The sequence below is a fragment of the Nocardioides sp. CCNWLW239 genome, from assembly GCF_037137035.1.
GTDB lineage: Bacteria > Actinomycetota > Actinomycetes > Propionibacteriales > Nocardioidaceae > Nocardioides.
This window is the reverse complement of the sequence record NZ_JBBBNW010000001.1, coordinates 890,159-903,723: the sequence shown is the minus strand read 5'-3', so window position 1 is coordinate 903,723 and position 13,565 is coordinate 890,159. Positions and strand designations below refer to the sequence as shown.

At 70.0% G+C, this 13,565-nt stretch carries 13 protein-coding genes; 10 read left to right on the top strand and 3 right to left on the bottom strand.

The features are described from left to right. Positions 1-11 precede the first annotated feature (11 nt). The 3 genes from WBG06_RS04390 to WBG06_RS04380 all read left to right on the top strand — a co-directional run bounded on the left by WBG06_RS04390 (position 12) and on the right by WBG06_RS04380 (position 5,039). Positions 12-578, top strand: coding sequence for a MarR family winged helix-turn-helix transcriptional regulator (locus WBG06_RS04390; RefSeq protein ID WP_336735297.1), 567 nt, complete (start codon positions 12-14; stop codon positions 576-578). A 110-nt stretch (positions 579-688) separates the two neighbouring features. After that, a complete protein-coding gene (locus WBG06_RS04385; protein WP_336735296.1) occupies positions 689-1,993 on the top strand; it encodes an MFS transporter in 1,305 nt (434 codons plus the stop codon). Positions 1,994-2,201: 208 nt separating this feature from the next. Next, complete coding sequence (locus WBG06_RS04380; RefSeq protein WP_336735295.1) at positions 2,202-5,039, top strand: M4 family metallopeptidase; 2,838 nt, start codon at positions 2,202-2,204, stop codon at positions 5,037-5,039. 66 nt (positions 5,040-5,105) lie between these two features. On the opposite strand, the gene WBG06_RS04375 is transcribed toward WBG06_RS04380, so the two are convergent. Together WBG06_RS04375 and WBG06_RS04370 are read right to left on the bottom strand one after the other, a co-directional pair. Beyond that, the gene (locus WBG06_RS04375; protein WP_336735294.1) at positions 5,106-6,143 is read right to left on the bottom strand and encodes a hypothetical protein; all 1,038 of its coding nucleotides are present in this window, start codon (positions 6,141-6,143) and stop codon (positions 5,106-5,108) included. Positions 6,144-6,420: 277 nt separating this feature from the next. Beyond that, positions 6,421-6,897 (bottom strand): winged helix-turn-helix transcriptional regulator, encoded by a 477-nt coding sequence (locus tag WBG06_RS04370; protein WP_336735293.1) that lies wholly within the window; start codon positions 6,895-6,897, stop codon positions 6,421-6,423. 96 nt (positions 6,898-6,993) lie between these two features. On the opposite strand from WBG06_RS04370, the gene WBG06_RS04365 reads away from it, so the two are divergent. From WBG06_RS04365 to WBG06_RS04335, 7 genes are all read left to right on the top strand, one after another. Further along, on the top strand, positions 6,994-7,458 hold the full coding sequence (locus WBG06_RS04365) for an SRPBCC family protein (protein WP_336735292.1): 465 nt from the start codon (positions 6,994-6,996) through the stop codon (positions 7,456-7,458). A gap of 46 nt (positions 7,459-7,504) precedes the next feature. Next, positions 7,505-8,695, top strand: a complete 1,191-nt coding sequence (locus WBG06_RS04360; protein ID WP_336735290.1) for a sensor histidine kinase — start codon at positions 7,505-7,507, stop codon at positions 8,693-8,695. A gap of 29 nt (positions 8,696-8,724) precedes the next feature. Continuing rightward, complete coding sequence (locus WBG06_RS04355; protein ID WP_336735645.1) at positions 8,725-9,387, top strand: response regulator transcription factor; 663 nt, start codon at positions 8,725-8,727, stop codon at positions 9,385-9,387. Positions 9,388-9,488: 101 nt separating this feature from the next. Next, a complete protein-coding gene (locus WBG06_RS04350; RefSeq protein WP_336735289.1) occupies positions 9,489-10,307 on the top strand; it encodes an alpha/beta hydrolase in 819 nt (272 codons plus the stop codon). Next, on the top strand, positions 10,304-11,044 hold the full coding sequence (locus WBG06_RS04345) for an ABC transporter ATP-binding protein (protein WP_336735288.1): 741 nt from the start codon (positions 10,304-10,306) through the stop codon (positions 11,042-11,044). Before WBG06_RS04350 ends, WBG06_RS04345 begins: the two co-directional genes overlap by 4 nt. Before the next feature lies 1 nt (position 11,045). Further along, positions 11,046-11,900 (top strand): ABC transporter permease, encoded by an 855-nt coding sequence (locus WBG06_RS04340; protein ID WP_336735286.1) that lies wholly within the window; start codon positions 11,046-11,048, stop codon positions 11,898-11,900. A gap of 5 nt (positions 11,901-11,905) precedes the next feature. Then, complete coding sequence (locus WBG06_RS04335; RefSeq protein ID WP_336735285.1) at positions 11,906-12,967, top strand: fatty acid desaturase family protein; 1,062 nt, start codon at positions 11,906-11,908, stop codon at positions 12,965-12,967. 6 nt (positions 12,968-12,973) lie between these two features. Here WBG06_RS04335 and WBG06_RS04330 read toward each other — a convergent pair whose 3' ends face one another. Next, complete coding sequence (locus tag WBG06_RS04330; RefSeq protein ID WP_336735284.1) at positions 12,974-13,531, bottom strand: hypothetical protein; 558 nt, start codon at positions 13,529-13,531, stop codon at positions 12,974-12,976. Positions 13,532-13,565: the final 34 nt, after the last annotated feature.

Genomic DNA, 13,565 nt, shown 5'->3' with positions numbered 1-13,565 from the left:
TGGTTCACCCGATGTCTGAAGAGCCAGCGGCCATGCCGCGTCCGGCGGCACCCGTCGGACCGGAGCGGCTCCCCACGGCGGCGTTCTCGAGGATCGAGTACGTCTCCCAGCGGCTCGCGCGCGCACTCCAGCGGGCGACCGAGCTGATCGCGGCCAGACAGTCGATCTCGGTCTCGGAATACCGGATGCTCCTGATCCTCAGCGACCACGTGCCGAGGTCGAACGCCGATCTCGCGCGGCTGATGTTCGTCTCCTCCCAGGCCGCTCATCTCGTCCTGTCCGACCTGGTCTCGCGCGGGCTGGTCGAGCGGACCCCGCACCCCGACAACCGGCGGATCAGGCTGGCGCGCCTCACCGAGGAGGGACTCGCGAAGCTCAACGCCTGCCTGGCCGAGATGATCGCCGTCGAGGACCGCATCTACGCGGGGATGCCGGCTGCCGAGCGGGGGCTGCTGCTCTCCTCGCTCCACCATGCGGCCGAGGTGTTGGCCGGTGGCTACTTCGGAGACGAGGACACCGAGCGGGAAGCGGTTCGGCTGCGCGCCGGGCAGCGCGCGGGGAGCGCTGAGGGCGCCTAGCTCCGCGGGTCCTCCTCGATCTGACTCCGTCGTGGGTTGACGGGCGTGATCCGCGTCACTCACAATTGCCAGGAATCCTGATAAACAGGAATCCTGAATGGAGACCCCACATGACTCTCACCTCCGGCGGTAGCACGACCGGCCCCCAGACGAAGATGGGCCGCATCGTGGCCAGCAGCTTCACGGGCAGCCTGATCGAGTACTACGACTTCCTGCTCTACTCCACCGCCTCGGCCGTGGTCTTCAACGAGGTCTTCTTCTCCAACCTCGACCCCGTGACCGGCACGATCGCCTCCTTCGGCACCTTCGCAGCGGGCTATCTGGCCCGACCGCTGGGCGGGGTCGTCTTCGGCCACTTCGGCGACCGGCTGGGCCGCAAGAAGATGCTGGTCCTGACCATGCTGATCATGGGTGTGGTCAGCTTCCTGATCGGCTGCCTGCCGACGTACGGACAGATCGGTGCGGCCGCGCCCGTCCTCCTCATCGTGCTCCGGGTCATCCAGGGCATCGCGGTCGGCGGCGAGTGGGGAGGCGCGGTGCTGATCACCGCCGAGCACGCCACCTCCCGGCGCGGTCTGTGGGCCTCGTTCACCAACGCGGGCGCCCCGGCCGGCATGGTGCTCTCGACCGCGGTGATGGCGGTGATGGCCTCGGTCACGACCCCTGAGCAGTTCACCGCGTGGGGCTGGCGGGTGCCGTTCCTGCTCAGCATCGTGCTGCTCGCCGTCGGCCTGTGGATCCGCCTCAGCGTGACCGAGTCGCCTGCCTTCGAGGCGATGAAGGACCGCAAGGCCGAGGCGAAGACGCCGCTGCTCGACGTCCTCCGCAACCACCCGCGTACGCTCCTGCTCGCCGTCGGCGTCGGCCTCGGTGCCTTCGTGGTGCAGGGCACCCTGACCACCTTCCTGATCTCGTACGCCCTCGGCGCCGGCTTCGAGCGGCCGACGGTGCTCAACGCGCTGACACTCTCCTCGGCAGGTGCCGTCGCCGGCATCCTCGGCTGGTCCGCACTCTCTGACCGGGTCGGCCGTCGCCCCGTGGTCCTCACCGCCGCGGTCGCGACCGCGGTCTTCGCCTACCTGCTCTTCCCGATGCTCGACAGCGGATCCGTCGCGCTCCTCGTGCTCGCCGTGGTCCTGGGCCAGTCGGTCATCCACGCCGCCTTCTACGGTCCGCTCGCGGCGCTGATGAGCGAGGTCTTCAAGACCTCCTCGCGCTACACCGGCGCCTCCCTGGGCTACCAGCTCGCCGGGATGGGTGCCGGGCTCTCGCCGCTCCTGTTCGCCTCGCTCCAGAAGGCCGGCGCCGGCACGATGTTGCTCTCCACGGTCATCGCGGCGTTCTGCCTGCTGAGCGTGTTCTCCCTGGTCCGCCTGGGGGAGACGAGCGACCGAGAGCTTGTCGACGCGGCCTGACCCACGGCCCGGCCGACCCCCACCACAGTGCCCGCTGCGCGCGTCGCGGCGGGCACTGCTGGGTGCGCAGGGCGGGCGCAGTCGCGGTGCCCACAAGTGTGCATGCGCACTTGTGACCACCGCGAAACCATGGTCAGCGGTCCGTCGAGGGCGTTGCATATGGGGTGCTCGACATCCACTCACATGAGTGCCATCGGAGGGATCCCCCATGCAGAGTTCATCCAGACCCGCTCGGAAGGGCGTGAAGCAGCGCGGCAGCGCCGTCGGCAAGGGCGCCGCCGCACTGGTCGTCGCCACCGGTCTCATCGGCACCGCCGCCGCGACCGCCAACGCGGCGCCGCTCCCCGAGACCTCGGCGCCCGGCGCAGTGGTCGCCGAGTCGGAGACCGACACCCCCGACCTCGTCACCGGGCTGAACGAGCGCGCCTCGGGTGCGAGTGCGGCGGCCGCTGCCCGCGGTCACCTCGCCTCGAAGCCGGGTCGCTACCACATCGACAACCCGGGCACGAACCTCGAGGCGGTCGGCACGGAGTCGGCCGGCTCGAAGGAGACGGTGCGCCTCCAGCAGAAGTACCAGGGCGTCCCGGTCCTCGGTGGGCTCTACCTGGTCCGCATGGAGAAGAAGGGCGGCGAGCGCGTCGTCACCGGCACCTCCGGGAAGTACTTCACCGAGCTGAACCTCGACTCGGTCACCCCGACCGTCTCCGAGAAGGTCGCGATCGAGCGGGCCATCGCCGCGGTGGCGCAGCCCGGCGGGCTGCTCCGCAAGGACTCGGCCGAGGCCCTCAAGTCCTTCACCGGTGAGGCGAACGGTCTGAGCATCCTTCCCGAGGGCAAGGGCCTGCTGACCCGGCACATCACCGTGACCGGCGTCGGCGCCGACGGGATGCCGGTCAAGCAGGAGGTGTACGTCGACGCCAACGCCGGCTTCCCGGTGCTGCAGTACAGCTCGATCAAGACCACCGTCGCCCCCGGCGCCTCGATCGGCACCACCGGTGAGACGGCCGAGACCGGCGAGACCCCGGACATGTCGACCACCGCCACGCCGGGTTCGGTCGTGGGCTCCGGCGTGCGCTACAACGGCGAGACCGTCGAGCTCAACCTCTACAAGACCAGCACCGGTCCGTACCAGATGATCGACTACAGCAAGCGCGCTGAGAACTCGCCGTTCCAGGGCCAGATGATCAAGACGTACGACGCCAACGGGGCGGACGCCTCCTACGCGTCGGGTCGCTGGCCGAGCCAGGCCACGATCGGCTCCTCGCTGACGGCCGAGTTCGGCCAGGCGTTCACCGACAAGGGCATGATCGACGCGCACTGGGCGGCCGGAGAGGTCTACGACTACTTCAAGTCCAACTTCAACCGTGCCGGGCTGGACGGTACCGATGAGTTCATCACCTCCGTCGTGGGCGTCACCGCGAACGGTGGCCCGTTCCCCAACGCCTTCTGGGACGGCCAGAAGATGGTGTACGGCCAGGGCGGCGGCGACTACCGCACGTTCTCGGCCGACGCGGACGTCGTCGGCCATGAGATGAGCCACGGCGTCATCGAGCACACCGCCAACCTGGTCTACGTCGGTCAGTCCGGCGCCATGAACGAGGCCATCGCCGACTACTTCGGGAACGCCATCGACGTCGGGACCAGCGGCATGTCCATGGACGACCCGGACGCCGGGCTGCTGGGTGAGGACCTGTGCGTCACCGCGGCTCCCCGCGACTGTGCCCTGCGTGACCTGAACGACGGTGCCACCACGTACGACGACTTCGTCGGGGTCACCTACCGCGGCGACTACGGCGGCGTCCACCTCAACTCCACGATCTTCTCCGGCGCCCTGTGGGATCTCCGCGAGCAGCTCGGCAGCGAGCTCGCCGACCAGATCGTCTACCGCGCCCTGTCGGCGTACATGACCCCGCTCGACGACTTCATGGCCGGCCGGGCGGCCGTGGTCGCCGCCGCCGCGGAGCTGGGCGCCACCAAGTCGCAGCTGGCGGTCGTCGAAGCCGCCTTCGACGCCCACGGGATCGAGACGGGCTGGGAGAACCAGCTCGGCGTCGACAGCGACACCCTGATCGCCGACAACAACATCGCCGACACCGGCGTCGGTGCCGGTGGTGGCAAGTACGCCGTCTCCCGCACCAACCACGACGGCACCGAGCCCTACTCGGTGTGGCTGGGCAACACCTCCGGCAAGGGCCAGCCCGAGCTGGTGACCGGCAACAACGGCAGCTACAACGTCTACGCCGACACCGACGGCCAGACCGTCGCCTGGGCCGAGTACACCGGCAGCCAGATCCTGATGCGGGCGCGCCCGGTCGCGGGTGGTCTCACGAAGACCGTCAACTTCAGCCACGCCGGCCCGGTCTCGTCCCTGAACGTCGACGGCGACCTGATGGTGCGGACCGTGACCGACTACACCACCGGCGCCAAGCACGTCGCCTGGGCCAACATGAAGACGGGCACGTCCGGGCTGGTCGACGTCGGTACCATCCGCGAGATCACCGCGCTGCCGTCGGTCAAGGACGGCAAGATCGCCTACGCCAAGCTGCTGCAGACCGAGAACGGCGCCCGCCTCGGTGTCGAGGTCTTCGACACGGTCGCCGGCACCAAGACCCAGATGCCGGTGGACGCGAGCGTGGTCGGCATCGGCCAGACCGCGATCACCGACGACGGGGTTGTCTGGATCGAGGACAACGACGCCACCGACAGCGGCCAGGCCGCGGTCCGCAAGGCTGCCTTCGACGGCACCAACCCGGTCACGCTGGTCCCGGAGACGGCCGACAGCTCCATCTTCCCGTTCTCGGTGACCGCCTCCGACGATGCGGTCACGCTCACCTCGGTGCCGTTCGCCACGTCGTGGGCCAACGAGACGCTGCCGAAGCTCTTCCAGGTGCCCGCCACCGGCCGGAGCGGCGCGGTGCGGATGTCCTGCAGCCGCGGCGAGCAGATCTACGCCGCAGCCGACGAGGGCAAGCGGGTGCTGTGGTTCGACGGCACCACCAGCCACACCAACCTGGTGAAGCGGGACCGTCCGGCCGGGCGCTGCTGATCGCCTGTAGCTGACCCCGGTGGCCGGGCTCCTGAGCGGAGCCCGGCCACCGTTGTCATTCCAGTGTCATTCCAACCAGCCGCGTCGCCCCGCCTGCACGCCGGCCTGGAACCGGGTCGATGCGCCGAGCTTGGCGAGCAGAGCGCTGATCCGACGGCGTGCGGTGTGCACGTGGACGTCGAGCTGCCGAGCGATCACCTCGTCCTTGAGCCCGCTGGCGAGCAGGGTCAGCAGGGCACGCTCCTCGGCGCTGGGAGGATCCACCGGGTCGGTGGATCCGTCCGGGTTTCCCCGTACGGCCGCCAGCGGCAGCGCGGTCTCCCAGGTCGCCTCGAACAGCGGGACCAGCGCGTTCGCCAGCAGGCCGTCGTGGATGATGAGCGCCGACTCCAGCGGATCGGCGACCGCCGACGGCGGCAGCATGGCCGTGGCCCGATCGGCGATCATCAGCTTGGTCGGCACGTCGGCCCGGACCCGGACGCCCATCCCGAGATCTGCCAGCTCGCTCACCGACGCCATCCGACCGGGCAGGTCCAGCCCCTCGGGCGCCATCACGTTGCGTACCTGAACTCCGCGCAGGACCGCCAGGCCGGTCTCGGACTCGGCTGCCGGCGGCCCCTTGGGTGTCTCGTCGTAGGGCGGGAGCGCATTCTGTGCGTACGGCGGCGCGTTCAGCACCATCAGCTCGGTCCGCGCCGAGGAGATCAGCGCGCTGGCGCGCCGGCCCACCTCCTCGACCCCGCGGACGAGCTCGATGCCGTGGGCCGCAAGCACCTCCGGCGCGGCGGTCACGAACCCGGAGGCGAGGTCGTCGAGGACGCCCGCCGCCGTCTCGAGCTCGGCCAGCTCCGTCTGGCGCTCGGCGACCCGTCGATGGTGGAGCGCCCGCAGCGCCGTGGAGGGTGCCAGAACCCCGTACGACGTCAGGAACCCCAGCTCGCGGAGCCGCTCGACGGCGGCTCTGGCCGCGTCCTCGGAGACTCCGCCGGCGGATGCCAGGGCAGCGACCTCGAGCGGCCCCCGCACCGTGAGCGCCACCTGGTAGAGCCGCTCGGTCTCCTCGTCGATCCCGATCCACGCCTGCGTCGAGAGCTCACCCGTCATGGCTGCGAGCCGATCGTGCGCCCACAAGTCTGCATGCCCACAACTGTGCACCACCCCGCTCGCGCCCGCCCCACCGCATCCCGCCGAACAGTCAGTTCCTGACGCCGAGGAGTCAGTTCCTGACGCCGAGGAGTCAGTTCCTGACGCCGAGGAGTCGGTTTCTGACGTCGAGGAGTCGGTTTCTGACATCGAGGGGTCAGTTTCTGATTGGACGCCGAGAACTGACGTGTCGCGGTCGAAAATCGACCTTTCGACGCCAAGAACTGACCTCTCGCGGTCAGGAATCGACGCTTCGGCGGGGGCGTCGGGCGGCCAGGTAGTCCGCGGGCATGCCGGGGCCGGGGCGGACCATCACGTCCTCCGGGGGGACTCGGCCGTGCTGCTCGCAGTGCGTCTCGATGTGGACGGGTTCGCCGCAGTCGGCGTGCAGGTAGTCGATCGGGCGGCCGTCGGGGGCGAACCATGCGTCACCCCACTCGGTGAGTGCGATCAGCGTGGGTCGCAGGCCTTGGGCCATGGCGGTCGGCCGGTAGTCGCCGGCGTCGTCGCGCGTCATCAGGCCGGCCTCGACGAGCGAGGCGAGGCGCGTCTTGAGGATGTTCGTCGAGATGCCGAGGTTGTGCTGGAAGTCGCCGTATCGCGTGACGCCGGCGAAGATCGCGTCCCGCAGGATCAGCAGGGTCCAGCGCTCTCCCACGATCTCCAGAGATCGGGCGATGGAGCAGATCTGGCCGTCGTACGTCTTTCCGAGCACGACGACGACCCTAGCAAATCGCTTGCATGATGAAAGTTCGTGCGCCTACGGTGGTGCTTGCATGATGCAAGTCACATCGAGGCCGAGAGGACAGCCATGAGCGACCTGACCGCAACCTTCACCGTCGACGCCACCCCTGCGGAGGCGTTCGAGGCCATCAACGACGTACGTTCCTGGTGGGGGCACCACATCGCCGGGCCCACCGACCAGGTCGGTGCCGAGTGGTACTACCTGGTGCCGGACATCCACTACTCCAAGCAGCTCGTCAAGGAGCTGGTCCCGGGGGAGCGCGTCGTGTGGGAGTTCACCGACGGTTACCTCGACTTCATCGAGGACAAGAAGGAGTGGATCGGCACCACCGGACGGTTCGACATCGCCGTCGAGGGCGATCAGACCCGCGTGACCTTCACCCACGAGGGCCTCGGGCGCGGCGACGAGTGCTTCGACGTCTGCTACGACGCCTGGACCCACTACATCACCGTCAGCCTCAAGGGCCGGATCGAGTCCGGTCAGGGCACCATCCGCACGCAGGACGAGGACAAGGCCGCCGTGGGGCGATAGCGCTCACCTGGCCGAAGGCGCACCGTTGCCCTGGTATTACTGAAACATGCTGAAGACCTGGCCCGGCCGCGGTCGTCTGGCGCTGTACGTCGCCGCGATCGTGCTCGGGATCGTGGAGGCGGCGGTCCTGACCACCGATCCCTACGAGGTCACGGGCGGGGTCGCGCTGCTGCTCGGGTTCACGCATGCCGCCGCGATCCCGTTGGCACTCCGGCGCCCGGTGGAGGCCGCAGGGCTCTCCCTGGTCGCGGTCACGGTGGCCGCGCTGGCGATCGCGAGGGTCGGTGAGGGTGGATGGCCGTGGATGGTGCCGCCGCCGACGTTGACTCAGCTGCTGGTGCTGGTCGTGCTGACCCTGGTCGCCGGGTGGCGGCTGGCCGCGATCACCCTGGGCATCCAGGTCGCCGCCGGTGTGGTGCTGGCGGTGGTCGGGATGGCCTGGAACGACCTCGTCGACTCGCTGGTGGCGGTGGCCAACTTCGCCTCGCTCGCGCTGCTGATCGGTGCGCTGGCCACCGTCGCCCGCCGGCTCTCCGAGAGCCGCAGCGCGCTGCGCGAGGAGCACGAGCGCCGCTCGGTCGTCGAGGAGAAGGCGCGCATCGCCCGTGAGCTGCACGACGTGATCGCCCACAACATGTCGCTGATCACGGTGCAGGCCAGATCGGCGCCGCATCGGGTCGACGACGTCAGTCCGGCGGCGGAGGCGGAGTTCGCCGAGATCGCTGACCTGGCTGCCTCGGCGCTGCGGCAGATGCGTGGGGTGCTCGACGTGCTGCGTACGGAGGAGGGGCAGTCGGGCCGGGTCCCGGTGCCGGGGATCGACGGACTGGCCGAGCTCTTCGAGTCCGCCCGCGGGACCGGGCAGCGGGTCGAGGTGCGCGGTGACCTTCCCGAGCCCACCGACGTGGCGCCCGAGGTCGGCACCGCCGCCTACCGGATCGTGCAGGAGGCGCTCAGCAACGCCCGCCGTCACGCCCCGAGCGAGGCGGTCGGCGTCGACCTGACGATGGGGGATGAGGATCTCGAGATCCGGGTCGCCAACCCGCTCGCCGGCGCCACCTCCGCCACCGAGGCCACCGGCGGTGGTCATGGGCTGATCGGGATGCGCGAGCGCGCGAGTGCCGTGGGCGGCAGCCTCACCGCAGGAGCGGTCGATGGCGAGTTCGTGGTCGAGGCAAGGCTCCCGGCCCGAACCGCCGTGCGCACCCCGGCCAAACGCGGTAGGAAGACCTCGTGAGCGAGCGCCAGCGAGTGAACCATGAGTCCGTGACGGTGAAGATCGTGGTCGTCGACGACCAGGCGATGGTGCGCTCCGGATTCGTGGCGCTGCTGAGCAGCCAGCCTGACATCGAGGTCGTCGGCACCGCCTCCGACGGCTCGGAGGCGCTCGAGACGGTGCGACGTACCCATCCCGACGTGGTGCTGATGGACGTCCGGATGCCGGTGATGGACGGGATCGAGGCGCTTCGCCAGCTCTCCGGCAACCCCGCCACCGCGGGGGTCAAGGTGATCATGCTGACCACGTTCGACGCCGACGAGTACGTCCACGAGTCGCTGCGCCTCGGCGCCAGCGGGTTCCTGCTCAAGGACGCCTCGCCCGACGAGCTCGCCTCCGCGATCCGGGTGGTCCATGCCGGCGAGGCGCTGCTCTCGCCGTCGGTGACCCGGCAGGTGATCGCCCAGTTCGCCCGCGCGCCGCGCCGTCGGAAGGCCGACCCGCGTCTCAAGCAGCTCACCGAGCGTGAGCGCGAGGTGCTCGAGAACATCGCCCGTGGCAGGTCCAACAGCGAGATCGCCGCCGAGCTCTTCCTCGCCGAGCAGACCGTGAAGACCCACGTCAGCCGCATCCTCGGCAAGCTCGGGCTCCGCGATCGCGCCCAGGCCGTCGTCTTCGCCTACGAGAGCGGTCTGGTCGCTCCTCACGTCTAGCCGTTCGAGCCCTCAGGGTCATCCCGCACTACCCCGGTAGGGGGTCGAATGGCTCCCCAGAGTGACGTGCGGCGGGAAACCTGAAACCTACCGTCACGGCCATGACAGTTGTGACGCCGCTCAGGTACGGCCTCAACGAGGCCGATGCAAGCATCGGACCCACCCTCCTCGCCTGCGACCCTCCCGGAGGGGCGCGGGTCGTGGAGGCCTTCGGAGATGTCGCGACCGCCGACCACATCGCGGTCGTGATCCCCGGCAACGGACACCACCTCGGCAACTACTTCACCAGCACCGAAGCGCACAGTCCGCGCTCCCGGGGGCAGCTGCTGCTGCGTACGATGCAGGCGCTTGCGCCCGAGAGCCGGTCGGCCGTCGTGGTCTGGCTGGGCTACCACTCGCCGCCGGAGTGGTACAACGCGATCACCAACGTCCCCGCCTACGCCGGGGCGCAGGACCTGGCGAACCTCACCCACTATCTGCCGCGCGCCGCTCATCTCACGTTGATCGGCCACAGCTACGGCTCGACGGTCGCCGGCCTGGCTCTCGCCAGCGCCCGCGCCGAGGACTACGTGGCGCTGGGCAGCGCAGGGATGGGTGCGGTGCGGCGCTCTGAGCTGGGCACCGGCACCCGGCTCTGGGCCGCGTACGGCGATACCGACCGGATCCGGCTCGTCCCGCGGGTGCGGGTCGGGCGTCTCGGTCTCGGTCGCGGCCCGCTCGAGCTCGGAGCGACCCGTTTCGGGACGGGCGACATCCCCGGCCACTGCGGCTACTACACCGAGGGCAGCGAGTCACTGCTCAACATCGCCCGGATCGCGCTGGGCCGCTACGACGAGGTGACCCCGGCCGGCGCCACCACCGCCCCGTCCCGATCCACCCGATCCACACACCCCATCGCAGCCATGGAGGCAGCAGCATGATCACCGACGAACCCGCCATCTGGACCCAGGGGCTCCGCAAGAGCTACCCCGGCCGCGGCGCCGCCCTGGACGGCATCGACCTCGCCGTCCCCGCCGGCACCGTCCACGGGCTGCTGGGCCCCAACGGCGCCGGCAAGACCACGACCGTACGCATCCTGGCCACGCTCGCGAGCTTCGACTCCGGCCAGGCCTGGGTCGCCGGCCGCAACGTCGCCCGTGACCGGGCCGGCGTCCGAGCACGCATCGGCATCGCCGGCCAGTACGCCGCGGTCGACGGCGTCCTGACCGGCCGTCAGAACCTGGAGATGTTCGCCCGGCTCCACCGGATGCGGGCCCGGGAGGCACGGGCGCGCGCCGACGAGCTGCTCGAGCGCTTCGATCTCGTCGAGGCCGCCGGCCGTCCGGTGCGGGGCTACTCCGGCGGCATGCGGCGGCGGCTCGATCTGGCCGTCAGCCTGATCCGCAGCCCGCGAGTCCTCTTCCTCGACGAGCCCACCACCGGCCTCGACCCGCGCAGCCGGATCGAGGTCTGGGACGCGGTCCGTGAGCTGGCCGACTCCGGCACGACCGTGCTCCTCACGACTCAATACCTGGAGGAGGCCGACCGGCTGTGTTCACGCATCACGATGGTCGACCGCGGCCGGGTCGTCGCCGAGGGCACGCCCGCCGAGCTCAAGTCGAGCGTCGGCGGCCGCGACCTCGACGAGGCGTTCCTGCTGATCACCGAGGGGGCTTGAGATGACTGTGTTCACCGATGTCCCCGATCGACCCATCGAGGCTGGCAACGCTCACGGATCACGCATCACGTGGGCGACGGTCGACACCTGGGTGGTGGCCAAGCGCCACCTCCTCCATCTCGTACGCCGCCCCGACGAGCTCCTCGGCACCCTGATGATCCCGGTGATGGCGGTGGCCATGTTCGGCTTCGTCTTCGGTGAGGCCTTCGGGGTCGCGATGAACGTGCCGGGGGAGGAGTACCGCGAGTTCCTGCTTCCCGGACTCTTCGCGCTCACCATGGCGTTCGGCATCGGCAACACCACGATCTCGGTCGCCGAAGACGTACGCGGCGGGGTGCTGGACCGGATGAGATCTCTCCCGATGTCGCCGGTCGCGGTGCTCGCCGGGCGGGCCCTGGCGGACGTGATCCTGGCGGTCGTCGAGCTCAGCATCCTGCTGGCGCTCGGGACGCTGTTCGGCTGGCAGGCCCACCTCGGGATCGGCGGGGTGATCGCCGCGCTCGGGCTGCTGGTGCTGCTCAGGATGGCCTTCTCCTGGGTCGGCATCCTGCTCGGCCTGCTGGTGAGCGGCCCGGAGGCGGCGATGAAGTACTTCGCGCTCGTCTTCCCGCTCGCCATGGTCGCCGACACGATCGTGCCGACCGACCTGATGCCGGACTGGTTGGCCCTCCCCGCCGCGTGGAACCCGCTCTCCTCCACCGTCATCGCCACCCGCGAGCTCTTCGGCAACACCGCCGTTCCGGCCACCACCTGGGTCGGCGAGCACGCGTTGACCATGGCCGTCCTCTGGCCGGTCGCGATCATCGCGATCTGCCTGCCCCTGGCCATGGCGCGCCTGCGCCGCCTGGGGCGGTGACCGCGATGACCACGCTCCCGAGCCAGGCGCACCGCCAGGTCAACGCCTACACCGAGCTGATGAGCCGCGTCAGAGAGGAGGGTCTGCTGGCTCGGTCGCCGAGGGTTTATGCCAGGCGCGTCGTCCTCCTCGGCACAGGCTTCGCGCTCGCGCTGATCGCCCTGGTCACCCTCGGACAGACCTGGTGGCAGCTGCTGGTCGCGGCCGCCTTCGGGGTCCTGTTCACCCAGACCGCGTTCCTCGCTCATGACGGTGCCCACCGCCAGATCTTCGCCTCGGGCCCGAAGAACGAATGGGCCTCCCGCATCCTCGGCAACCTGGTCGTCGGGCTGAGCTACGGCTGGTGGATGCGCAAGCACACCCGCCACCACGCCAACCCCAACAAGGTCGACGCCGACGAGGACATCCGCCCCTCGGTCCTGCTGTTCACCCCCGAGGACGTGGAGCGGCGTACAGGCTTCAAGCGGTGGCTCACCGCCCGCCAGGGATGGCTGTTCTTCCCGCTGCTGACCCTCGAGGGCCTCAACCTCCACGTCGGTGCGGTCCGCACCGTGGTCAGCGACCGAGACCTCAAGCATCGGCGTACGGAGGCAGCGCTGCTGGCGCTGCGGCTCATCGGTTGGCCGGTGCTGGTCTGCTCGGTCCTGGGCCTCGGTCTCGGCGCCGCGTTCCTGGGCGTGCAGCTGGCCGTCTTCGGTGTCTACATGGGCGCCAGCTTCGCCCCCAACCACAAGGGCATGCCGCTGGTCCCGCGCGACACCCGGATCGACTTCCTCTCCCGCCAGGTCCTGACCTCGCGCAACATCCGCGGCGGGCGCTGGGTCGACTGGCTCATGGGTGGCCTGAACCTGCAGATCGAGCACCACCTCTTCCCCAGCATGCCGAGCAGCAGGCTGCGTCGCGCCCAGCCGCTGGTCCGCGCCTACTGCGCCGAGCAGGGCGTCCCCTACACCGAGGCCGGCCTCCTGGAGTCGTACGCCATCGTCGTCCGCCACCTCAACCGCGTCGGCCTCGGTGACCGCGACCCCTTCGCCTGCCCGTTCGTGGTGGTCAACAGGACGGGTTGACCGGGTTCACGGGGTCGGATCGGCGAGCACCGCCGCCCGGACCCGCCCGTGGTCGGAGTAGTCCGGGTCGATCTCCACGGTGCCCGCGCCGCCGAGCTCGTTCTCCCAGTCCGCGGCGAGGTCCGCGGCCTCGCCCGCCTCCCGGGCGCGGCGGTCGAAGGTCACGCGGGTGACGTACCCGTCGTCGGACCAGACCAGCACCCCGTCGACGTCGGCCTCGAAGCGTTCGCCGTCGGGAAGCACGAGTTCGATGTGATCGCTGTCGTAGTCGCGCATCCCGACGAAGCTCTCACCGTCCTCGGGCAGGCTCGAGATCGCGACGGGCTCGCGCAGGTCGAGCGAGATCGTGTCCGGGTCCCCGGTGAGCTGGGCATACGTCACGAGCACGGCCACGAACAGCACCGGGACGGCGAGCACGCCGACCCCGGACCAGAACAGCGGCTTCGGGTTCCTGCCCGAGAGACGTACGGCCCCGGCGGCGACGAGCAGGATGATTCCGGCCGCGACCACGGCCAGCAGGATCACCCCGACGACGAGAATCAGAACCGCGCCGCCAGCACCCATGGCTCCAGTATCGCGGCCCCGGCAGGAGCGGCAC